A 22866-nucleotide genomic window follows, 5' to 3' on the forward strand; every position below is an offset into this window, starting at 1 on the left:
CCGCCCCAAGTTCTCACGGGCGAACGCGAACGATTGTCTTCCCCTTGCGGCGCTCGGTCCGATTGAAGGCGGCGATGGCGTCATCGAGGGTCGAGACGGTGCCGATGTTCGTCCGCAGTCGTCCGTCCCGCAGACGCTGGACGATCTCACCCAGTTGGGCGCGATCGGACTCGACAACGAAGTCGATCGCCAAGCCGTCGGTGGGCCGCGCCTCGGTCGGCCCGGCGATGGTCACCAGCGCTCCTCCCGCTCGAATCAGGCCTGCGGACCGCTTCGCGATGTCGCCGCCGAAGATATCGAAAACCAGATCGACGCCACCGACGTCTTTCAGAGCGTCGTTCTCGAGGTCGACGAACTCATTCGCGCCGAAGTCGAGCACCGCCTGACGGTCGGCAACGCGTCCAGTGCCGATGACGTAGGCGCCGGCCTCACGTGCGAGTTGCGTCACCATCGAACCGACGACGCCAGCCGCACCGTGCGCAAGGACGGTCTGCCCCGACTGAAGGTGGCCGTGCACGAACAGTCCTTGCCACGCAGTCAGACCCGGCATCGGCAGGCTCGCGCCCACCGTGAAGTCGACGTCGCCCGGCAGCGGCGCAAGGTTGCGTGCCTCGACGGCCACATACTCCGCCAAGGTGCCGTCGCGATACCAGTCCGTCAGGCCGAACACCCGCTGTCCCACTGACAATCCCGTCGTGCCATAACCGAGAGCGGTGACGACTCCGGCCAGCTCGTGCCCAGGGATCGACGGTGTTCGGTCACGATCGAGGCGATCGGTCCACATCGGGGGCCACGTCAGCTCATCCCAAGTGAAGCCCGATGCATGAACTTGAACGACGACGTCGTTTATCGCTGGCCGCGGTTCGGGCCGCTCCACCAGCTTCATCCCGGCCGTTCCCGCGGCCTGGTCCGTTACGGCGATTGCCTTCATGTGAGTTGTCTCCTCAGTTATTTGCTCCTTTGCTGGATACGTTCCAGCGACAAAAGCCGGTTCGGCATCGCTTGCCAGCGACCCGAAAGCGAAGATGGGACGGCGCCTCCACGATCTCAGTTGTCCAGCCCTCGACAAAATCCACGAGCGGTACCCATTGATGGCAGCGCGGAGTAACATTCTCCAATAGCCGGCATGTATGGTTTCCATTGCAGCGGGGAATAGTGGTGCGACGGTCTTCTCTGCCATTGGTAAATCAAGGCAAGTTGCGCACGCCGCGACGGCATGCCGCCGCGCGGCAAGGCAATAACGATTATCTATCGATTCTATGGCGAGAGATAATTTCCTTCACCGGGGTCCGACCGCCACCGTATGAGACGGTTGTCGGAACCACCTTCAATCCGAAATAAGACTGCGAATGACCAATCCTGCAAACCAGAGACGGCGAGCGAGTCGCAACGCGGCGCAGCCGTTTGTAGAGGGATGCAGCCGCGGCGTTATCGACGCAGAACCTTGCCCGCGAGAGCTCGGTCGGGAGGCGCCACCTCGCTGCCGGCGGATGGTACTCGCGGCCTGTGTGCTCGCGTCCTCGATGGCGTTCATCGATGCGACAGCGTTGCCCGTTGCGTTACCGAGATTGCGCTCAGATTTGGCGGCGGACCTCGCCTCGGTTCAATGGGTCCTCAACAGCTACATGCTGGCGCTCGCCTCGCTGACATTGATCGGCGGCGCGCTCGCGGACGTTTACGGCAAAGCGCGCATGCTCGGGTTCGGTTGCGTGCTGTTCGGTCTGACGTCCGCCGCTTGCGCGCTGGCGCCTTCGCCCGCCTGGCTGATCGCTGCCCGCGTCGCGCAGGGAGCGGCCGCAGCGATCGTTACTCCCGCGAGCCTCGCCCTGATCGGGGCCACCTATCCGCGCGAAGAGCGAAACCGCGCGATCGGCGTATGGGCCGCAGCGTCGGCTCTCACCACCGCCGGAGGTCCTGTCCTGGGCGGCTGGCTCACCGAGACCTTTGGCTGGCCATCCGTGTTCTGGATCAACCCGCCGCTCGCGCTCGTGGCAGTGGGAGTTCTGCTGGTCTTTGCGCCGAAGGATGGTCGCATCCAGCGCAGATTCGACGTGATTGGCGCCGCGATCCTCGCTTTGGCGATCGGGGCGCTTGCCTGGGCGCTTAGCCAAATCGGCCCCGGTGAAGTTCAGGCCGCCGCGGGCGCTTCAGCCCCGTCGGGCACAGTGCTCGTGATTGTCACCGGGCTTGGCATTATCGGGCTCGCCGTCTACGCGTTCTGGGAGCGCAGAAGCGAACACCCGATGACGCCACCTCGCTTGGCGGAGAACCGCGCCTTCCTCGGGCTGAACGTTGTCACCCTGATGGTCTATGCGGGGGTTTCGATCATGTTCTTTCTGCTACCCTTCGAGCTCATCGATCGCCGCGCCCTGTCGTCGACCGACGCCGGGCTCGCATTCCTACCTTTCACGCTTGGCGTGGGGCTCTTGTCGAATCTCTTCGGCCGGCTGGCAGACAAGATTGGCGCGCGGGCCATGCTCATCGCGGGACCGCTAGGTGCGGCACTCGCCTATATCCTGATGGCGCTTGGCGAGAAAGAATCCCTGATGCTCGGCGTGATCGGACCTATGACCCTACTGGGCCTGTCCTTCGCTGTGCTCGTTGCGCCGCTCACCGCGTCTGTCATGTCGAGTGTTGATCAGGCCGACGAAGGACTCGCCTCCGGCATCAACAATGCGGCGAGCCGGATTGCGCAGCTCGCCGGGGTGGCACTAGCCGCCGGCGTCGCGTCTTTCTCGTCCGGCTACGAAGTCGGCCTCGCCATAGCCGCCGCGACCTCGATCGGCGGCGCCTTTGCGGCCTCGATGACGCTGACACCGGTCATGGCGAAAGCGGACGCAACTTAGAAAGCACGGAATTCAACCGAATTCGATACTTCACTAAATCTGGCAGACACCCTGAACTTACCGGAAGCCGTGTTCAGCGGAGCGTCATGGCTGATCGTTGATCTCGAGCCACGAGCTTTGCGGCGACTTGTCGCAAGCCACGTTTGTCTGCAGCAGCGAGCACATGGCGCAGATATCGCCGGACGACCTCCGACGAGGTGCTGCGTCCCGCATTTGGACGCTATCTGAACCGACGAGCGCTGCTGGTAGCGACTCCCGTCAGAGCGAAGGCCATTCCGGCGACCAGACAGAAGACGGCGCCTTGGTCTCCGCCCAAGCCGAAGATCAGCGAGACCAACGCGGAACCAAGTGACCATCCGACGTAGCGAGCCGACGCATTCATCCCACTTGCGGCCCCGCTGCGCCCTACGGGTCCAACCGTCATCATCGCCGTGTTGTTCGGGGTCTGAAAAAGACCAAAGCCGATACCGCAAAGAGCCAGTCGCCATACGACATCCCATCTCGCCGGAGATGTCGGCAAGAAGATCATCAGGAGCAAACCGACCGCCAACAACGCCAAACCAATGCTGCAGATCACCGAAGCGGGGTGGCGGATCGTCAAGCGACCGGCAATTGGAGCCGTGACTGCAGTCATGAACGGCCAGGTTGTCAGAAGAAGACCTGTTTCCACGGCCGAAAGATGCATCCTCGTCTCAAATAGAAACGGCAAGGAGACGTAAGCCAGAATTTGTGCGGCATAGGAGCAGACGGATGTCCACATCGATAGGGTAAACAGAGGTATACGGAAAAGATCGAATGGCAACATTGGCATAGGGTGCCGGAGCTGTTGTCGAACGAAGAGACTGAGACAGAAGAGACCTGCCACGATCTCTCCCGTCGCAATGCGCCCATCGCCAGTACCCAGCGTGCCGACACCGACGACGAAAAGTCCGAACGCCAGCGCATTCAGAGCGGTCCCGATCAGATCGAGAGAGCGCGCAACCCGAACGTCTGGTGGTGCAGCGGCAATAAATAACGGAACAGTAAGGCCGAATGGCACATTCACCAAAAACAACCAGGGCCATTTTGCCAAGGCAAGTATTGCCGCCGCGATGGTGGGGCCCAATGCTCCAGGTATCGCCACCGCTAACGCGACCAACGCGAAGCCCTTGCTGACCATGTGATGCGGATAAATCACGCGTACAAATGCCATGCCGGCCACAGAAACTCCAGCTGCCCCGGCACCCTGAATTAAGCGCGCACTCACCAGCATCGGTAATGTTGGAGCGAAAGCGCAACCCAACGACGCGAAAACAAAAATAGCCAGGCCGGCGGTATAAACGCGCTTCAGACCGAGTGATTCGACCAGACTTGCAACGGGCAACAAGCAGACCGTTGCCGAAAGCTGATAGGCATTCACGACCCAAACGGTCGCGGCGTCCCTGCTTGCGAATGAACGCGAGATGTTTGGCAAGGCGATGTTCACGATCGCGCTTCCGAGGGAACTTAGACCAAGTCCAAGCAAGATGCATAGCATTACCCAGCGGCGCTGAGCCGCCGTCAAACATTCGACGCCACCCATCAGTATGCAATTTCCGGCGCGAACCTTGGGCGGCCTTCCGGCCATGACAACAACAACATTGAAAGCTTCGGCTCGTGCCGCGCACCGCGCCCGCCGCTCACGAGTAGTCACCTCCGCTCTGCTGACTGAGGTTGCCGAGGTAGTCGCGCTTCCCGATCTTCGCTCCGAGGTGCCGAAGGATCGCGTGCGCAATCGCGATGTGGAAGAAGAAGTCGGGTAGCACCAGGTGCCGGATGTAGTTGTCGCCGCCGAACCACCCGCGCACGATAGGCGGTGTCAGTTCGTATGTGCGGGACTGCGCGCCGGCAATCTCGCCCGGCTGCACGTTTTGCAGGAAGCCGCGCGTCTCGAGGAGCCGCCCCTTCAGTGCCGGGTACATCATGAGGGTGCTGTGGGGAGCCGGCGCATCGCGCTGCATCAGCTTCGCCATGTGGGCGTCAACCTTATTGCAGCTTACAGAAAACTGTTCTCCGAAGCTCAGCATGTCGGACGCGAGCCGCTCGCCAAGGATCCTTCCAGGCTCATATCCCCTGGTCCGCTCGAGTGCTTGAGCGTGGTCGAGATAGTCGTCCATCACGTTCAGTCCGTGCACCATGACAGGGACCGTGATGTCATAGACCGAGAGGGACACGTCGAACTCCATTCGCTCGCTTTTTACTCTGAACGTCGGTCAGTGACGCAGGACGGGATATCCATTCACATAAATCCAGTCCGTGGCCGTGGCAGGCAGGTGGCACCCCTGGCAATCGGAACGGTAGTCCGTCGAGGTGGTTTTGAGCGGCTTGTCCGCGTCGAACCACGACCATCCCCACCCGTCGCCCCACAACGGGTTGCCGGGGTGCGTTCCCTTACTGTCTCTCACCATGACGAACCAGCCCTTGAGCTTGTCGGCGTGGCTTACCGTGCCGGTGGTCATCTCGTTGGTCGAAGTCGCGAAGACTTCTTTCACCAGAACGGCGCCGTCCGGAAAATGCCCCGTCTTCCGGTAGGCGTCGATCGCCCCGGGGGATGCGTAGACGGCGTGGATTTCATTCGAGCCCTGGCCGCTCTCAGCCGCAATCGCCCAGCTGCCGAGCGCTTGGTAGAGGGTTCGGTAGTCCGCCGGCACGCGCAGGTGCCCAGCACCGTCTACCACGTTCGCGGTCGGGCCGGCCGGAGCAGCTCCGTTGATCTGCGCGAGCGCTGCCACGGCGCCGGTGACTAGCGAGACGGCAACAGCGAGGCCGATAGTCCTCGATAATTTCATGGGGATCTCCTTTACCGCTCGCGCGCTGTGCACTCTGATCCAGTGAAACGGCTTCAATCATTACTTCAATCGCTGTGTGGCCAACCGCGCGCTCGGCCTAGCCAGCCCTAAAGATCGGACTCGGCCGACAAAATTAGAAATTCTCTTTGGACATGTATTCGATAGGCAGAAGATATCGTCGTACGTGAGCGCTGTGAGCGCCGACCCGACCGTCTTACGTCGTAGTAGGCAGCTGCGAGTGCGCCGTCGTCGAGGGGCATTTCAGACCGCCTCATCGCCGGATTGACAGGATGTTGCTCTCCACCTTCTACTGCTCTCACTCGGACGTGGAAGCGGCCTGGCGCAGCGAGGCCAGGATTTGCGCCGGCTCCTCTCGTATCGTGAAGTCCGGCTCGACGAATGCGCTGCGGATCCGGCCTTCCGCGTCAATCACATAGGTCGCGGGAATAGGTAACATCCACTCCGGTGACCCGTGCCGGGCGCCGAAGTCGAATCCTAGCCTGGAATAGTGCGCTTTGGTCTCGTCGGGCACTCGGAACAGCACGCCATACGATATGGCAACGCCATAGTCGACGTCGGACAGCACCTTCAGGTCCAAGCCTAGGCTCCGCTTGAGCTGCCGCGGGAAGTCCCTCGTCTCGGGTGTCACCACTGCGAGGGTCGCACCGATGCTCTCGAACTCATCCTTTGCAGCCTGCAGGGCGCAAAGCTCAGCGGTGCAGAAAGGACACCAACCGCCTCGGAAGAAACTCAGGACGAGGGGTCCTTTGCGGCGCAGCCGTTCGGAGGAGTGGAGACGGCCATCAGCGTCCGGCAGGAGGAAGCTCGGCGCGTCATCTCCAACCTTCAGAGCGTGCGATGCCACGTCTGTATCTCGGAGCCAGCGCACGAGGTGGTTGTATGACTCCCAATCCGCAGCGCTGAACGTCGTCAACAACTCGGTGCGGATCCGGGCGAGTGTCTTGTTGGTTTGATTTAACATCGGTTGGGAGTCATCGGGCTGAGGATCGATTGGCTGGAAGCGGCTGGCCGTCGGCGTGCGTGTCGTGGTCATGCGGGCGCCCTCGACACCACCGGGACCGCTGCGTGCGGCACGCCCCGGTCGGGGGCTTCGACCGACCAGTCGCGAAGCCGCGCGACCTTGACGAATGCGTCCAGCGCCGGGGAGTAGCGGCGCCCTTGCACAGCCAGTAGGCGTACCTCCCGTGAAACCAGGTTGCCTTCGAGCGGGATGGTCTTGAGCGTCGGAAGGCGCGGCATGTGCTCGGGCGCGAGCATCACGCCAAGGCCGGCCGCGGCCATGTGCTGCAGGTGCAGGTCGTGACCGCTGCAGTGGCCAAGCTGGGGCGGGCTCTCGGGGAAATACGATTTCTGGATCTTCGGGGCGACGTCGCAGTCGGCGCGTTCCAGCAAGATGGTCTCACGGAGGTCGTCGATGCCGATCGAGGGACGATTTGCGAGCCGGTGTGTCGGCGCAAGAACCACAACGTAGCGCTCCTCGAACAGCGACCAGTCGTCGATGCGGGCGGGCACATCCTGCACGTCTCCGACCATTGCGACGTTGATCTCGCCCTCAAGCAAGAGGTCGACGAGCTTCTTCGCCGCGCCCTCGCGCAGCTCGACGTGAAGTCCAGGGACGAACTTTGCGATCTCTGCGATTGGATCGAGGACGAGCGACGCCGAGATGGATGGGGCAAGGCCAATCTTCAGTGGCGCGACGTCCTTGCGTTGGAACTCCTGGGCTCGGCGACGCACCGCCTCTGCCGAGGCCAGTGTGCGCTCCAGCATCGGAAGGACTTCCTTTCCAAGATCGGTGAGTTGGGTGAGCTGGCGTTCGCGATAGATCAACTGGCCGCCGAGTTCCTGCTCGAGCTTCTGCACCCCCTTGGTCAACGCGGGCTGCGTGACATTGCACTGCTCGGCCGCGCGGGTGAAGTTGAGGGTGGACGCGACGGCGAGGAAGTAGCGAACCTGATGAAGCTCCATGGGTTGTTATGTTCTCCGTCAAGGTGCGGCTGTCGATAGAGACGAGCCTTTGCAATCGACGGCGTGACAGGCACGTCGCGATCATGGGGAGTAGATGCGACTTGCGTGCGGAGGTTGGAACGGCTCGGCCTATTGATTAGGACGCACGGACACGCTTTCAGGAGTTTCTGAGAGCCAGGTTAGTGCATGCGAGATGGGCGAGAACCGGACGGGCGGCGGCGCCGCCGTGTACCCATGTTCGTCACCTTCGTCAGTGCAGAAATCAATCGTGCGACAGCTAGCGGAGCAAGCCTCAACGATAGTTCGTCAACCGCCAATCGTCTGTTTCTTGCCAAGCCTCGCTAAACGCGAGACTGGGCGGCAGTCCGAACCCAGAGTCGAACTCTCGTGGCAGCATGGCCCTTCCCGACGGAGCGGCGTCAGGCATGGAGGGTCTCGCCGCCCTTGGCATCTTCGAAGTATTGAGGTGCCTCGCGACGGTCATATTTCCCGTAGTCGCGCACGATCCGCACTCTACGAACCCTTGCCTTTTCATTCGGCGCGGAAGCGTCCTCGTAGGCCTGCGCTGCGGCGGCGTCCTTCCAGGACATGAGCAGAATCAGGTCGCCAGGCGTGAGCACTGCTTCGAAGATGTCCCAGGACGTGAAGTCGGCGGCCCAAGGGTTCAGTCCGAGCCACTCCGCGCAGTCGTACGGGTTGTCGGTCTGTTTCCACTCCGCGGGGCGCGTCGCGTTGATCAGCGTGACTGTCATCCCCTCCCCGACTTCGGTCTCATCGAGCCGCTGTTCCCTCAGGGCGTAACCCACGGGCACTTTGTTGTCGGCAGTGATCTGACCGACGCGGAGGTGGTAATCTGCGAGTATTTCGTCGCGGCCCTTCTGCTGGACCTCGTGATGGCGCGTGCGGATGCGCCAGCGGACCAGTGACTTCTCGTCTCGCCAGTTCGAAAGCGAAAGGATCCAGTCCTCGCGTGTCAGGCTCTTGTAGCGGATGTTGTCGACGAAGCCTTCGACCTGCTCCAGCTCCGGGCGCAGCATGTTGGCATTGTTGAGGTAGTTATCCCACTTCCCTTTATGGGGGAGGGCTTCGAAAATCACGGAAAACATAGTCGTATCTCATTCTTGGAGTGCTGTGATGTAGTCGATTCGGTTTCGAAGTGGCCCGACCATGCGTCGCATTCACGGTGATTTGCCGGATGGGAAGCCTCCGCGGGCGCGTACCGCTTTTCCGCATATCCGGCCTTCCTGCCACACCGCGGTAGTCACTGACCGCTGGGAGTTTTGGATGACGGCGTGCGCGTGATCCGCGTACCGACAAAGCTGCTCCGGCCCCCCGCATCGTCGACACACGGGAGAAAGAGGCGGACCAGCGTGCCGCCACCTCGCTCGCGCTCGATACTGATCGCACCGCTCCGTCCTTCGGCGAAGTGCCGAACCTGGGCGAGTCCGCTGCCGCCGCCAGCCGCCTTTGTCGTGAAGTATGGAAGGAACGCCTGCGACAGGACCTCCTCAGACATGCCCTCCCCCTCGTCGGCGACGACAATCTCAACGAACCCGCGGTCCGCGCTAAACGGCTCGACATTCCGCGCCGCGACGGTGATCGTGCCGCCGGCCGGCATAGCATCGTCTGCGTTTCGGCAGAGATTCAGGAGCGCAAAGTACAGCTCTTCCGGGTCGGCATTGAAGGTCCATAAGTCGGGCGCGATCTCGGTGCGGACAGTGATGTCCGGGCGCAACGCCCAGTCAAGCGTACCCGCGATCGCTGCGAGACGACTGCCTGCGACAAAGCCCTCGATCGACTTGCGGCATGGTCGCGCAGTATCGAGGAACTGACGGCTGAGCAACACGCCTCGCGTAATCGCTTCCTGCATTTTGCAAACGATCGCCGCTCGATACGCGGCATCGCTCTGGCACTCGAGCAGCCGCAGGCCGCCGCCGATCACGGCGAGAAGGTTGTTGATGTCGTGGACGACGAACGGCGCCACGTCCCCGATCGACCTCTCGCCCTCCGAACCGCGGGCGAAGGCCGCGCGGCGCGTGCTGGACCGTGGGGCGGTTCGGAACAGGACCCCGGAGATCTCGCCGTCGCCCCCGACGAGTGGAATCTCCACGCGTCTGGACGCGATAACACCGCTGCCGTGATCGCTGACGCTCCGCATTCTCACACCGAGTGGGCGCTGCACCCCAAGCGCGACACCGGCGCGGTCCGTAAGCACGACTACATCCCCCGGCAGAGGGCTCTCGACCTCGCCGGGAAAGGAAATGTCGGATGAATATTTGATCAGCATCTGGGGAACTCCTGGCCTGCGATCGTCCAACGGGACGCCAAGTTCGGCCTGTACACGCGGGCGGGCGACGATGGCTCGAAGATTGGCTCCAGCACCGAAAAATGGAAAATCACCTCTTGCCATGGAGTCGATAGCCGACCGTTATCGGCACGCCGCGGCGCCCAGGCTGCAACGCAGCGCTGATCATCATGCTAAGCCAGAACAAGCAGCAGGATATCGATCGCAAGGCCGCGGAGAACGACTACCGGATCAATGTAGGCGAAGCTCAAATTGCTGCATGAGAAGATCGAACAACTGCGTGAGAGCGAAGTCCTGAAGCCAACGGAGGCCATCAGGATGCTGACCGAGCTGCTCGAGCAGTCAACGTCGGATGCACGCGAATCCGGTGCGGAAAGCGAACCGCCATCATGACGCGCAGCTATTGATTTCATGGCGTGACGTCATTTCCAATTCGCCGCACGGAATTCCATGCTTGCACGGTGCCGGGCTCATCCGACGCGCAATCAGGAGGTTACAATGTCAGTTCACAAGCCGGTTCTCACGGCGCCGCACGGCGGCGAGACAGTGACCTCGAGCGGAGGCTCGAGCGTCGAAATGAAGGTGGAGAGCAGCCAGTCCGGAGGCGAATATGGCACTGTCCTGTGGACGGTGCGAGCCGGGGAAGAACCGCCGCTACACACCCACACGCGCGAGGACGAGCTACTATACGTGGTGCAAGGGAAGCTAATCGCGCGGGTCGGCGATGCCCGTATCGAGGTGGGGCCAGGCGCCTACGCGGCTCTTCCCCGCGGTGTGCCGCATACGATCGAGGTGGTCGGCGACCAGGCGACCCTGCTGCTCAGCTTCGTGCCGGGTGGGTTGGAACGCTTCTTGGTCCCCCGGAAAGGCGAGCAGCCCGATCCGGCTGCATTCGGCCTGACGTTCCCCTAAGGGCGGGGACCGCGGCGCGCGGGAAATCTGGCAGAAGAACTCTTTCCGGTCGCTGAAGCTCGTCTTGGTCGAACCGGACGCGATCTCCATCGCTGCCGCGTGCGTAGCGCGGTTGCGGTGGGCGAAGTTCTTGACGTAGCCGACCCGCGTCGAGACGACGCCGGGCAAACGCCGCGGAACATTGCGCCGGTCGTCCCGACATCGCGAAGGGTGCGCGCGCTTCCAATGTCGCGACGAGTACCGAGGCATCCGGGCCGAAGCTTCCATCTGCCTTCGAACAAGCTTCGGCAAAGGCGGGGCTTCCGGCGACCGCTTGCGCGAGTGCTCGCAGAGGGAAGCGCCGTAGTCCCGCCGCGGCGCCAAGCGTCTTTCAGTCATTCCGATAACGGTCGGCTATCGACTCCATAGCGAGAGGTGATTTTCCTTTCGACCGCCAAGGACTCAATCTTCGAGTGATCGTCGACCGGCCGGGAAGGCGTTCCCCAGCACACCGACTTCTCGGCCGCCAAGATCGCCGTGCGCGCCGCGCCGCTTCCTTACGGCGATCGTTGTACTGCCCTGCTCTGAGGAGTTCCGTGCCGGGAGCTTAAGAGACGCAGCAACACGCCGGCTGACAAGTACATAGCCCGCCGTGTCAGTGCGGGATCGTGAACGGGAGGTCTTTCGATGATTCTGCCTACCGGTGCGACAGTAGCTGTCGCTGACGGCGAGACGATCCGCCTGTTCCACAATACAGGCGTGAAACCTGGGGTCCACTTGGTCGAGATCACGGCGGCTCCGCCTCAGTCCGCCCACTCGGGCTTGGGTGCGCGGCATCGTTCCGGCTCAGCCAACCCCGACGGGAGGCGGCTCGTCGAGGACGACTTCGCGGCAGCGACGGCGGCTTTCCTGAACAAGCTCAGCCTTGACGGAACCATCGAACACTTGGTCGTCGTCTCCGATCCCAGAATCCTGGGAGAGATGCGCAAGCACTTCAATCGCGACCTGAGAGACAAGATCTTAGGGGAGCTCGCGAAGGACTTCAGCCGGCGTCCGCTCGAGGACATCGCCTCACTGATCGCCGACGCCTGACGCGCCACTGCCGAGCGAACTTCGCCCTTCGTGACTTAAGCGGTTGGCTAACCTACATGCCGTTGCGGATGGTCGCGGTTAAGGGCGATCGTCTGCTGGCATTGAGCTATGAGCCCGCCATGGCAGGCTCGGATCGCCCTCGGGGGAATTGTTAGCGGGAGACCGCTACCTACGCTCCCCCAGACGGCATTCCGAGTTTACGGTTTCCTTGGCCTAGCTCCTGCGCTGGGGTTTCACTCTCCGGCGCATGGATTTCATTGGATGGCACCTATTTCAGAGGCCTCCGCACCACCGTAGACGGCAAGAAGGGCGACAACGAACAAGAGACCATGCGTACGGGCTTTACTGTCGCGCTGCCGATCGATCGTCAGAATTCGATCAAGCTCAACGCCGGTACGGGCATCTACACCCGAACGGGCAGCCAGTTCAGCAACGTCGGGATAGCGTGGCAGTATCGATGGGGAGCAGGCTATTGAGCGCGCATGGCGGGTGATCGATGACCGAAGTCTGGGGCTATGTCGGGGCTGGAAGAGGCCCGGCCGCAAACGTGCGCACGGCGTTAATTAGTGCCCCGCATTGTTCTCCGGCTTCTCAAGACAAACCCATGGTGCTCCGACAATTATCCGGATTGATATATGACGCAATACGGCGTGATCGGACGATCGCCCCATATTTAAGGCTTCCAAGCGCCTCTGTGCCTAGACCGTTGCCCGCCACTCGGATTACAAAAAGATCGTTCGGCCCTTCGTTAAAAATCAGTTCGACGGGCGCGCGAGCATCCGAACAGCCGAGTATGGCAGCAAACGGACGTTGCTTCCCCGTCTCACGACTGCCCGGCACCAAGCCCAAATCGCGTGGATCGACTGGGATCACCTGCTGTATTCCTCTCTGAACCTTTACGTGGTCGACAAGCACGGCGAAACTCTTGTTGCCGTGATTCCGTAAGAATACCGGCGCGCGAAGTTCGAGGATTGCCAAACATGGTATGGGCTTGCATTCCAGCCCCCAATGCTCCCGGCTGCCGATCCAATTGCTGATTAGAGCGCCGGGAGCGCTAGGCCCGCCAGCGCTCGAAAGCTTCGCAGGAAACTCAACTGAGGCCGCCAGCTGAGGCTGCCTACCTCTGCTCGTTCCTCGCGAGGGACGCCAGTCTATCGAGTTGGCCGGCCAAACCCTAGCTCGGTGGTATGGTGAGTTACCCGGCACCCGCGTGCCGCACGACTACCGAAGATGCCCAAGGTCCGCGAACCGTGCCCATGTCCCGGCGCTGTCTCCTCCAACGACTGTAACTTATGGCCGCGAGGCCCGCAATGCATTGGCACAAAGTGCACTAGCCAAACACTGAGGTTCTGCTTGTCTGGGGCGCGCCTCGCCGATCTTTCTCAGCCCCCAAGCTTCCAAGATTGGCGAGAACGTAAAGGGCCCGAGCGCGGCCATCAACTTCGTCCGAACCGATGAACGGGGGAATAGTCCAAGACGATGGATGCAGCGGCAGATCGGCAACGCGGTTTGGAGTTGGGTCGCCGATGGGCAGAGCATGCTTCCGCACATGAACTCGCCATCATGGTGAGCGGTTCGTTCGATGATCTCAGCGAAATTCTGCCACCGGACGTATCCGATCAGTTCGTCGGCGGCTTTCGCGAGGGCGTGTTGCACGTCTGGCGCGGCGCTTAGGACCTCAGCGTGAGGACCCCGGGTATGCGGACCAAGCGCCCTTGCACCCCCCTCGTTGGCGGTCACGAGGATTAGTCTGGGGGCGTGGCATAGTGCTCGCTGCTTTCATTTTGACAGTTTGCCCATCGAAAGCAGCGACTTGAAGAGTAGTCCTATCGAAATTTTTTCATCTCCCGTCGTGCGGGGGCAAAACATGTATGCACGCCACCCGACATAGCCCGTACAATCACGGTGCCAAAATCGCACATCCCCTGTCGGAAATGGTCAGGCCTACTTGCCAGTCGAGTAGGATACGTTGATCGGCATCACCTCGCCGGTTCATCGCGGCGGGCTTGGACGACATCGATGCTGTACTGGCTCTTCTAGCTAGTCGCGGCTGACGTAGGTCTACCAACGACCTTGGGGTTTAGAGGCGTCTCGTGCTGAGGTTTGTATATGTTGTCGATGACGACAGTGCCTTCCGAACAGCGCTCGAACGTCGCCTGAAACTCGCCGGGTACGAAGTGGCGACCTACGCGTCTGCCGAGCAGTTGTTGGATCGCTTCCCGGACGAAAGCAAGCCCGGCTGCATTCTTGTCGATGTACGACTACCGGGAATGAGCGGTCGTGAACTCCAAACTCGATTGGACGAACTCGGTTCGACGTTGCCGATTATATTTCTTACCGGCCGTCCCGACATCCAGACCACGGTGCAGGCCATCAAGGCAGGCGCGGAAGACTTTCTGATCAAGCCGACATTGTCCGACGACCTCTTTCGCGCAATTGATGGTGCGTTCGCACGTTACGAAGTCGCGCGTGCCAAAAAGGGCAAGTTGGATGCGGATCGCGCTCGTCTGGCTGCATTGACGCCGCGAGAGCGGCAAGTATTCGAACTAGTAGCTCGGGGCAAGGTCAACAAGCAGATAGCGTACGTGCTGGGCTGTACAGAGCGTACTATCAAGGCGCATCGCTCACGGGTGATGGAGAAAACGCAGGTTCAGTCATTGGCCGAACTCGTGGCGCTTGCCGAGCGGTTGGGCATCCACCGGACTGACGGCGTTGTCACCTGCCTTACGGCGACTGGATCCCTCGTCATTTCCGAAGACTAAGGTAGCCGGTCGCATAAGCCGCGATGCCACAAGCCACGAGAGCGAGCGCGAACCACACCCAGAGCGGGGTGGCTTTTCGCGGCTGACGTTGCTTCATTGCACCCCCCACCCCGGCCCCGAAGAGCCTCATTGAGAGGCGGGGGTGGAAGCAAGGGGGCAGGAAGCCGTAGGCTGTCGCGAGGTTGTACCAACGGCCAATTGCTAGCTCGCAAAAGTCGAAAAAGACTAGCAGCAGTTCCGCGTGCTGGATGACGGCCATGAAGGTGCGAGAGCTTGTGGAGACGCTGCAAAGGCTTCCTGATCAGGACGCCACAGTCGTCATCGGGGAAGGCCTGTCACCCAATGTCTGGCTCATCGTCGAAGGTGCCATAGTACGTGGCATTCGAACCAGGAAGGATAATTTAGATTGGGTAGGCCCCGGTAGTGAGCCGGGCGTCGAAATCGTCTAGGGTGTCTGCGCTCCACATAGTCTTTTCTGCCAGCGGCCTTGATGACTCATTCTTACTTGGTCGGCGCTGGCGGGGGCTCGCGGTTACTAGAGCCGCTCAATAGCTGAATGCGTTGAACCGCCGCAGGAGAGCAGCGAGTTGATCGTGCGGGTGGTAGCTATTGCGGCGGGCGCTTTCATCGTGGCCGCCCGCCCCGTCATGATCCTCAGCAATTAGGTAATGCCTCGATAGGTCCGCCACTCCGCCAGACGATGGGCCGCCGACGTAATCTCAGCCTCGGACGCTATCCGAAGTTTGCCGAGGAGACGAACTCGTTGCTCCGCGATCTGCTTGGCAGTTCCGCCGAGCTTTGCAGCAATTTCTCTATCCGTCTTCCCGGCAGCGAGACGCCTCAATAATTGTTTCTCGCGGGGTGTCAGAAGGATCTCGGACATCGCCAGGTCATCGCGTGTTGGCCTCACTATAGTCATTCTCCCGCGACTGTTCATGGAGGCAATACGCCGTGGGAGCATGCACGGCCCGTTAACCGCTCCGCGCCATCATCACCTCGACCAGCGCATCAACACTTAGAACTCACACATTGGGAGCCGTCGCTGACCTCACCCGGCGACGGCCTTTTTGGGCTAAGCATGGATTATCGCGCGTTCACAAACGACAGCCTCACCATGATGTACGAGAGCGTTCGCGGAGCCTTGGCGTCTGACGATGCGCAGAAGGCCGCCGGGGCGGCCCCTCGCTTCCGGGTTCGAGAGACAGCGGACTGGAAGCAGCACGCGGGCAATCTTGAAGCCGAAATGCTCAATCGGGGAATGTTCTTCGACATCATCGACTGGTCCGAGGATCAGGGTCGATTGCCGCTCTGACCTCGCAAGCTGCGCCGCAGAACTCATCGGATGAGCGGCTCCGAAGCTCCGGCGGAAAGTCCCTGCAGCCGCCATCCTGCGATGTCACTGGTCTTTCCGCACTGTTCACAGGTCAAGTGAGAACATCCTAGAGATCGTCCACGCTTAGCATTTTCTGGGGAGGCTTCGCGTGCGCAGCGCGGACAGGCCAGTGCCGCGCGCCAGCATGCCAAGATGGCGAGCAGAAAACCGAAGACGCGATTACCAATCCACTTGATCAATTCCAGTATCCAAAACGACGGTCCCGGACTTGTGGGCTGAGATTTGGGGGCCGGGACCGTCATCGAGGCGCGGGGGGGCGCAGCCCATCCGCGCATTGCTAGTAACGCAGATGACGCTCGCAATAGGCAATTGTCTTCTGGTACAGCCCCGGCTCGGTCGTAGCCGTGAGCCACCCTGACCGGCAAGCCGGTCTCGGACGAGAGACGCTCGGCCAGCGCATGCGCCCAGGGGCGCCTCGTTGCACCTTGTACCTATAGACGCCTACGCCAGCCTGTCTCATAAGTGTCATATGAAGAAAGGCGACGTGACCTGCCCCGACTGTTTTGCCGGTTATCGGCGGATCGAACTCGAAACCCAGTAGGGGCAGCCCGGGCACTACAAGTGCTTGATCTGCGAACGCGTCCTAGAGGTGTTCGACGGCTCACGAGAGATCGCCTACCGGCTCGCGGTGAACCCATCACATTTTCACCCAGAGCGCACTTAGTAAGGCCGCCTCAGTTGGCGGCCTCTTTCATTTCGCAAGTAAAGGTCAGGCGAGCCGTCGCTCAACTTCTCTACGCGACGCGAACCGCTCATCCCGTCCGGCTCGTTGATGCGCCATCACGCAAGCTCGGATGGCCCCCTCGACTTTGGCCCGCCATTCTACTTGATCGTCGCGTGCACTGTGATGACCGACGTGCCAGAAGCCTTCGGCCCCTTACCCGTTGCCTTGATGGCAAGGGTGTCACTTCCTTTGTATCTCGCCTTCGTCCTGTATTCGTAAGTCGCAACGTTGAGCTTCTACTCGCTGCGCCGCGCAGCGTGATCGGGAAGATGCAACTGTCCCCAGAGGTGACGCTGATGTCGCCAGTCGAGTTCTCGGCCAGCCAATTCCATTGATCTGGAACATTCCGAAGCTGGCAACGCAACAGAAGTCGGGCCGGAAGCCCCCACGATCAGCGCCAGAACAGCAAGGTGGGACACCCGCATCGTAGATCTCCCGGCTCTCATGCGTAGTTTAGCGCGAATTGGTTAGCAGCAGTTTCTTGATTTCAGCACGGGACTGGCATCGGGTTGCATTCCGCCGAATCATGGCGGCCGCGAGTTCGGGCCTGCGCTCCAGCGGAATGACCGGAAATCCTCACAGCCCGAGGCGGCACCTGGCAGGCGACCCAAGTGATCAGATTACTTAATCGTCTTAAGCAGCGCTCTATTCCGGATCGTGTGACCTGACCTTCGTAGGCGGGATGAGAAGCATCTGGTGCTCTTCGCCCGGTCCGCCGCCCGCCGCAATGCGACACAGCTCGGCGTCACTAAGTTCATGGATCGGAACATCTTGCCGATCAACGACCTGCACAGCCTTGCCATCCGAGCGAGCGATCAACTCGTGAATGTAGGCGAGATTGCCCTGCTCCGCCTTGTGCGACCCTGCGCAGTGCCATGGGACGGCTCCGAAGCGCGTCGTTGCGCTACTGGAGGTCACGTCGGTTTGCGAGGACCGGCTAGTCATAGAGCCTGGATGAAGATCCCGGGTCTACCGGTCGGCAACCAGTTGCACCGTTTGACGTCCACCGTTTAGCGCTCTGAGTTTGTTTATGTATTCTTCAGGCTTCAACAAATGGAATGGAGCCTTCAAGCCCATAAAACTCGCTATACGACCGATGAAATTGGTGCAGTTGGTTGTTCCCGCGTTCCACACCGGCGAGTTCGCCTGAAGACGCTTGATGTAAGCAAATACCTTTTTGGCGTCAGCCTCATTCAAGTAGACTCGATAGCTGGCTGTCAAATATTGCTCATCGAGGTCACCGTAGCTCGCGCCGGTTTCAGAAGGCACAAACATGAGATGTCCCAATACGTACGGCAGCGTGTCACCTGCTGGATGCAGGCCGGCAACTTCGACCGCCCTTTGGCTCGTCTTGCCGTACCAGACAAATGCGTGTCCGTAGGATGCAGCAGTGCGGGCACGAAAATCAACGTAGTAGGGTCCTTTAACTGAAGATCCCCGGGCCGGCTTTGCATCCGACGTGGCTGGCGGGCTGCTTGGCGCAGCCGCGGCCGTTTTCGTAGCGGAGCTGATCGAAGTCTTAGGGGCAGTGTCTGGTCGCTGCTGAAGATCAGCGCGCGCCGCGACTTGCTGTGCACTCGCGCTTCCCACGGAAGCCGCAAAGATTGCGATTCCGACAATAAATCGCAGATCGCGGTATTCCCAGATCACTCTTGCCACGTTCGATCCCTCTTGGACCCAACACAGCCCAAGCTACAACTAGTCCGCGTTATCGGACGTGAACGCCTCCGGCCCCCAACGGGCCGAAGGCGCTTGATTCTGCGGGATTAGCCCTTGGTGACTAACGGAGCCGGCGCCGGAGCCTTGCCGATCGGATATTTGCCGACTGGAGTTTTGCCGACGGGATATTTGCCAATCGGCGCGGTCTGGACGACGGGCTGCGGACGAGGCAGATCCGCGGCAACTGCCGCTCCCACCAAAGCAAAAGACGCAGCACCCGCAATTACGAATTTCAGCATCAAGTCTCCCCTGAAGTTGCCCCTTACCCCTTACCGATTCTGAATCTAGCCGGACGCTCTACCCACGCAACAAATAGACGCCCGTGAGGGCAGTCGCACGATCTCTTTTTGGGCGAATGTTGCAGAAGGGGCACGCTTTTTTTCAGCGTATTGATCGGAAAATCCTGCCAGTCTGCTCCATGTAGACGCGGTAGCTGTCGCCGAAAGTTTCCAACATCATTCGCTCTTCCCTCGCGACGCGGCCAAAGTACAAAACCCCGAAACCGGCCAGCCCCGCAAAGCCGGCAACCCAATTGGGCAGCAGCAATGCCTGGGCGACAGCCCACAGCCAAAATGCCGAATACATCGGGTGTCGAACTCTCCGGTAAATTCCCTCCGTCACGAGTTCATGGTTCTCCCGCACGTCGAGACTTACCGACCAATTCCGTCCGAGCGCACGGTGCGTCAGATGAAACATACCCAACGCCGCAATCGCAAAGAGAAGCCCCAGCCAAGCCAACGAGGGACGAAAGCTGCGAGCTGCGAAATGAGGTATTCCTGTCGCGACGTAGACGAGCGTCGATCTTGGCGTCGCCCTCATTGTGCCGTCTATCGCTTGAGGAAATGACGGCGTCTCAAGACCAGAATAGGTCCTCCCGCTGCTCATCGCCTTGATACTCGCGGAAGTCGGTCGCCTTTCCGTTCTTCATCTGCCAGACGTGGATCTCCGGAAACGACGCGGACAGCCCGTTTCGTTCTGCGTTCACGGTAACCAAGGCGACAACGAGATCGTCTTCAGCCAGCACATTATGCACATCCATGCTGAACGCGCCTCCCGAAAGCTCCATCGTGCGTTGAAAGAAGCCTCCGACCTGATCGTGACCGGTATAGTGGCCTGATAGGGGACTATGACCGGGAACGTGCCATGTGATGGCGGCGTCGAAAACCGCGAAAACCGAGGGGATGTTTCCTACCGCAAAATCTTCGTAGGCCTTGCGGATAATCACCGAATTCAAATCGACCATTGTTGTCTCCCCTAAAAGGGTTAGCACTCCTACGGGACTAATCGTGGTCACGGTGACGTACAAAGCCCGAATATAGCAACCAATCGGTCGCCTCGAAATGTCTCCTCTTGGACCCATCGTCATTTTCATACGGAGCGAAAATTCGTCGCTGTCAGGCCATGGCGGACGTTCGCCTTCGCCTGCAACTGCAACCACGGATTTTCTCGCAGCAAATATCCAGACCTCCCGGCGTCGCGCGGTCCCCGCGTTTCTACACGTCTCACAGGACCCGGACGACCTCGCGCAGCTCCGTTCAATCCGAACGTGGAGGCGCAAAGAGCGGCGACGGCGGAGCGGCGATGAGGCACACGATGGGCTGTAAGCTTGGCGCGCGCGCCGAGATCTTCGCAAGGCGCTCGGGCGTGGTCTCGATCACTTCCGCCGGGAAGGCGCGAAGCTGATCCCGTCGCCGACGGCGGACGATCCCTACGAGGACGAAGCCTACCGGCTGTGGGCGATCAAGCAGCGCGGCAATGGGCTGATCTAGTTGGTCGGAGTGCTTGATGTCCGCTTGTCCCCCGGCAGCGGCTCAGAAGCGGACATGCCGAGAGGTTCAATAGCAGGGCGGATAGGGAGCGTATCCACAAGCCCTGCGGTAGCCATACGCTCCGTAAGCCGCCGCTCCCGCCGCTGCGCCATAGTAAGCTCGCCGATGCACCCTGCGATTAACGCCTGCTACGCTCATCGGTGTCAGTGGTCGCCCAACTCGCGCTTCAGCACGTTCAAGGGATACGGATAGCACTTTCGCAGGTGAGTAATGGAGCGACAACGGAGCTGCCGTGAAGAGCGCAGCAGTCACGATCAATCCAAGAAGCTTGGCATTTCTTGCCATGTTGTTCTCTCCCTGTCGGGCGATGATCAAACGCAACGTGACATGCCGCCTTGCGTCTCGCCGTTGATCTGGATCAATAGGCACCAACTTCAAATGCGCCCCCGGAATGGGACCGAGGCCTTACCGTCTTGGGACGGCATCGGTGTTGTGTGATACGGCGAATTCTGACACGGCGATGACCGCTCCGGGTCAAAATCCGAAGAACTCGCTTGGAGCACAATTCGTCTGCTCCGCCTCCCGAAAGCGGACTTCACATTCGGTTTCGTGGCAGGGCCGCATAGGCTGGAGCTACTGCAAGCGCTGCACCGGGACGATGAGCGGAGGTGAGGACCTATCGACCCACTACGCTCCAGCCGAGCTACTTAGCGGTCCCCGTCGTAACTCCTGGCTCCGTCGTAACTCCGCGCCGCACTTGGCGCGCTTCACGGCGATCCTCGCGGCGCTCGCGTCGCCCCTCACGTCGATCTTGACGCCTTTCCATGCCAGCGGTCTGCGCCTCCGCGTCAGGGACCATCAGCATGGTCGGGAACGCGGCTATTGCAGTCGCCAAGCCCAAAGAAGAAAGAAGCTTCCGCCGAGAGAGCCGCGCCTGCGCGCGCGCGGGTGCTCTCGGCGGCCGAGGGGATGCGACGCAGATCGCGCGCTGCTCGAACTCTGGCTGGACGATGCGGTAGCCTGATGAGGCGTTCGCGAATTTGTGTGCATGTCAGTCGCGGAGCTCGCCATCAATATCTGGACTCTCCGGTTCCACGCGCCATAATGAGGCGATGGGCGGGATGTCTAAAACCTTAAATTGTGCGCGTTGCGGCAAGCCGCTGGTCCTGATAGCGCGACCGGATGGCAAGGGCCCACTCCGGCCGACATGCTTGCATTGCGAGGAAGCCGATCCGATCACGTCGCCCGAGGTCGCGAGGTGGTTTGCCGGAGAATTGCAGCCGCCGAAGGGATAAGCCGTGAGGATCGCTGCCATGGCCGTGACTGCCGCGTAGTGCCGAGCTTGAGATGCTCGGGGACGACCGTCGTTGGCCTCAATTGTGTCGACAAATTGCAGTCCTGATTCGCCAGTGAGCCAGCGTCTCGCAATCGGTTGGTCCTTTGGCCTCTGAACTCACAAGTCACCGACGCGAGTGGCGTGCAATGGGGACCCGGCCCAGCCGGGTCCTTTGTGAATTGTGTGCACTCACTGCACCCTGGGCCCACCGCGCCGGCATCGCGACCAAGGACCCTCGTTGGCGCGAACTCACAAATATTTGGCCTGAATTGCCAAGATACAAACTGCCCTTTTTACTATGGCGCCCCAGTTGGCCCAACGCACGGGGTGCACTTCGACCGGGGATCGATGACCGATGCGCGTCTTTTTTAGTTGCTTGTTTTGCGGGGCGCTTCACAGTGCTATCCAAATAAGGCGGCCGGTCGTGGCAAGCGGGCGCTTCGATTGCAAAGCGTGCGGGCAGACACTGCATCGATGGTGGGCCGTATACGACTTTACAGATTGGAAGGGGCCGCTCGACCAGTAGCGGGCGCGGCCAATCCGGGTCGCCGCACCTTGCCAGCCCCGCTTAAATGCGCCTATGCCCGTCCTCACCCGCCGGCGCGATCCGCACCGCAACGATTGCTGGCACATCCACTTTGACGACATCACGTCGGCAGCATAGCAAAAGCCGTCGGCCGCTTGTTCCCGCACCAATCGCCACAAGATTTTCATCTTCGTCGGACTGAATTTGAGCCGTTACTTCATTTCGAGGACCGCATTTATGACCAAGGAAAATTGCCTGATTGTCCGAGTCGCGGGACGACAGCTTGATCTCCTGCGCGGAGAAGCCTCCCGCATTGCAAAGGACAGCAAGATGGATTGGTGGATCGATCGCGCAGATGTCGGCTCGCGCTTTTGCTTTGAGGACGCGAAGGCGAAGGAGGCCTTCGCGCTTACTTGCGACAACTTCGGCATTCCCTGTCGAGACGGCTAGCTGAAAGCACCCGCCGACCTGTTGAGGCTAGCGAGGCCAACGGCACCAATGTGCGTTCTGGGACGGGTCGCTGAGGCATTGGCGGCCTCGTACTTGGGGTCGAGACCTGCGATGATCGATCGTGCGTTCCTGGATGGCGATACTTCTCTCATCAACACCATTCGTCGCGGACTGTGAGACTGGAAAGGTCAAGATGTCGGCACGCCACACTCGACTTGACGAGGCTCGATCGCCTTCCGCAGAGCATCATCCGGATCAAG

24 protein-coding genes are annotated in these 22866 nt (G+C 60.7%); 10 read left to right on the forward strand and 14 right to left on the reverse strand.

The features are described from left to right. Positions 1-13: 13 nt before the first annotated feature. Positions 14-931: an NADP-dependent oxidoreductase gene (locus tag AB7535_RS25715; RefSeq protein ID WP_439037111.1), complete on the reverse strand. Its 918-nt coding sequence runs from the start codon at positions 929-931 to the stop codon at positions 14-16. Between the two features lie 592 nt (positions 932-1523). Here AB7535_RS25715 and AB7535_RS25720 point away from each other — a divergent pair. Next, the gene (locus AB7535_RS25720) at positions 1524-2846 is read left to right on the forward strand and encodes an MFS transporter (protein ID WP_439037112.1); all 1323 of its coding nucleotides are present in this window, start codon (positions 1524-1526) and stop codon (positions 2844-2846) included. A 220-nt stretch (positions 2847-3066) separates the two neighbouring features. On the opposite strand, the gene AB7535_RS25725 is transcribed toward AB7535_RS25720, so the two are convergent. The 7 genes from AB7535_RS25725 to AB7535_RS25755 form a co-directional block, all read right to left on the reverse strand. Next, positions 3067-4452: an MFS transporter gene (locus tag AB7535_RS25725; protein ID WP_439037113.1), complete on the reverse strand. Its 1386-nt coding sequence runs from the start codon at positions 4450-4452 to the stop codon at positions 3067-3069. A gap of 52 nt (positions 4453-4504) precedes the next feature. Then, positions 4505-5050 (reverse strand): DUF1993 domain-containing protein, encoded by a 546-nt coding sequence (locus AB7535_RS25730; RefSeq protein ID WP_135214177.1) that lies wholly within the window; start codon positions 5048-5050, stop codon positions 4505-4507. A gap of 27 nt (positions 5051-5077) precedes the next feature. Next, complete coding sequence (locus AB7535_RS25735) at positions 5078-5653, reverse strand: cytochrome P460 family protein (RefSeq protein WP_439037114.1); 576 nt, start codon at positions 5651-5653, stop codon at positions 5078-5080. Between the two features lie 316 nt (positions 5654-5969). Beyond that, positions 5970-6707, reverse strand: coding sequence for a peroxiredoxin-like family protein (locus tag AB7535_RS25740; RefSeq protein WP_135214175.1), 738 nt, complete (start codon positions 6705-6707; stop codon positions 5970-5972). Further along, entirely contained in the window at positions 6704-7639 is a 936-nt protein-coding gene (locus AB7535_RS25745; RefSeq protein ID WP_063981741.1) for a LysR family transcriptional regulator, read from the reverse strand. Before AB7535_RS25745 ends, AB7535_RS25740 begins: the two co-directional genes overlap by 4 nt. A 419-nt stretch (positions 7640-8058) precedes the next feature. Beyond that, entirely contained in the window at positions 8059-8745 is a 687-nt protein-coding gene (locus AB7535_RS25750; RefSeq protein WP_439037115.1) for an antibiotic biosynthesis monooxygenase family protein, read from the reverse strand. A gap of 155 nt (positions 8746-8900) precedes the next feature. Next, entirely contained in the window at positions 8901-9926 is a 1026-nt protein-coding gene (locus AB7535_RS25755) for an ATP-binding protein (RefSeq protein ID WP_439037116.1), read from the reverse strand. Between the two features lie 188 nt (positions 9927-10114). Here AB7535_RS25755 and AB7535_RS25760 point away from each other — a divergent pair, with 188 nt between their 5' ends. The 5 genes from AB7535_RS25760 (at position 10115) to AB7535_RS25780 (ending at position 12403) form a co-directional block, all read left to right on the forward strand. Next, positions 10115-10207: a hypothetical protein gene (locus AB7535_RS25760; RefSeq protein WP_354242011.1), complete on the forward strand. Its 93-nt coding sequence runs from the start codon at positions 10115-10117 to the stop codon at positions 10205-10207. Then, positions 10197-10337: a hypothetical protein gene (locus AB7535_RS25765; protein ID WP_439037117.1), complete on the forward strand. Its 141-nt coding sequence runs from the start codon at positions 10197-10199 to the stop codon at positions 10335-10337. The genes AB7535_RS25760 and AB7535_RS25765 overlap by 11 nt, the downstream gene beginning before the upstream one ends. Positions 10338-10442: 105 nt before the next feature. Then, entirely contained in the window at positions 10443-10856 is a 414-nt protein-coding gene (locus tag AB7535_RS25770) for a cupin domain-containing protein (protein WP_283017355.1), read from the forward strand. Positions 10857-11522: 666 nt separating this feature from the next. Continuing rightward, a complete protein-coding gene (locus tag AB7535_RS25775) occupies positions 11523-11927 on the forward strand; it encodes a baeRF12 domain-containing protein (RefSeq protein ID WP_063981738.1) in 405 nt (134 codons plus the stop codon). 257 nt (positions 11928-12184) lie between these two features. Next, complete coding sequence (locus tag AB7535_RS25780) at positions 12185-12403, forward strand: hypothetical protein (protein ID WP_439037118.1); 219 nt, start codon at positions 12185-12187, stop codon at positions 12401-12403. 115 nt (positions 12404-12518) lie between these two features. Here AB7535_RS25780 and AB7535_RS25785 read toward each other — a convergent pair whose 3' ends face one another. After that, positions 12519-13133 carry a carbonic anhydrase gene (locus tag AB7535_RS25785; protein ID WP_439037119.1) on the reverse strand — a complete coding sequence of 205 codons (615 nt, stop codon included), beginning with the start codon at positions 13131-13133 and terminating at the stop codon, positions 12519-12521. A gap of 273 nt (positions 13134-13406) precedes the next feature. Between AB7535_RS25785 and AB7535_RS25790 the strand changes: the two genes are divergently transcribed. The 3 genes from AB7535_RS25790 to AB7535_RS25800 all read left to right on the forward strand — a co-directional run bounded on the left by AB7535_RS25790 (position 13407) and on the right by AB7535_RS25800 (position 15138). Then, positions 13407-13601, forward strand: coding sequence for a hypothetical protein (locus AB7535_RS25790; protein WP_166101111.1), 195 nt, complete (start codon positions 13407-13409; stop codon positions 13599-13601). 419 nt (positions 13602-14020) lie between these two features. Then, positions 14021-14689, forward strand: coding sequence for a response regulator transcription factor (locus AB7535_RS25795; RefSeq protein WP_439037120.1), 669 nt, complete (start codon positions 14021-14023; stop codon positions 14687-14689). A gap of 257 nt (positions 14690-14946) precedes the next feature. Next, positions 14947-15138 carry a hypothetical protein gene (locus AB7535_RS25800; protein WP_038945956.1) on the forward strand — a complete coding sequence of 64 codons (192 nt, stop codon included), beginning with the start codon at positions 14947-14949 and terminating at the stop codon, positions 15136-15138. A gap of 212 nt (positions 15139-15350) precedes the next feature. Here AB7535_RS25800 and AB7535_RS25805 read toward each other — a convergent pair whose 3' ends face one another. After that, positions 15351-15650 carry a LuxR C-terminal-related transcriptional regulator gene (locus AB7535_RS25805; RefSeq protein ID WP_354096390.1) on the reverse strand — a complete coding sequence of 100 codons (300 nt, stop codon included), beginning with the start codon at positions 15648-15650 and terminating at the stop codon, positions 15351-15353. A gap of 117 nt (positions 15651-15767) precedes the next feature. Between AB7535_RS25805 and AB7535_RS25810 the strand changes: the two genes are divergently transcribed. Further along, entirely contained in the window at positions 15768-16001 is a 234-nt protein-coding gene (locus AB7535_RS25810) for a hypothetical protein (protein ID WP_212110654.1), read from the forward strand. 1774 nt (positions 16002-17775) lie between these two features. Here the strand turns inward: AB7535_RS25810 and AB7535_RS25815 are convergent. The 4 genes from AB7535_RS25815 to AB7535_RS25830 all read right to left on the reverse strand — a co-directional run bounded on the left by AB7535_RS25815 (position 17776) and on the right by AB7535_RS25830 (position 19768). Beyond that, positions 17776-18396, reverse strand: a complete 621-nt coding sequence (locus AB7535_RS25815) for a hypothetical protein (protein WP_425364315.1) — start codon at positions 18394-18396, stop codon at positions 17776-17778. 176 nt (positions 18397-18572) lie between these two features. Next, positions 18573-18764 (reverse strand): hypothetical protein, encoded by a 192-nt coding sequence (locus AB7535_RS25820; RefSeq protein WP_231142927.1) that lies wholly within the window; start codon positions 18762-18764, stop codon positions 18573-18575. A 142-nt stretch (positions 18765-18906) separates the two neighbouring features. Beyond that, positions 18907-19344: a protein-S-isoprenylcysteine O-methyltransferase gene (locus tag AB7535_RS25825; RefSeq protein WP_231142929.1), complete on the reverse strand. Its 438-nt coding sequence runs from the start codon at positions 19342-19344 to the stop codon at positions 18907-18909. Between the two features lie 34 nt (positions 19345-19378). After that, a complete protein-coding gene (locus AB7535_RS25830) occupies positions 19379-19768 on the reverse strand; it encodes a nuclear transport factor 2 family protein (RefSeq protein WP_354096392.1) in 390 nt (129 codons plus the stop codon). Positions 19769-22866: the final 3098 nt, after the last annotated feature.

The sequence above is a fragment of the Bradyrhizobium sp. 956_D2_N1_4 genome (genome assembly GCF_052076025.1).
In the GTDB taxonomy this organism is placed as follows: domain Bacteria; phylum Pseudomonadota; class Alphaproteobacteria; order Rhizobiales; family Xanthobacteraceae; genus Bradyrhizobium; species Bradyrhizobium barranii.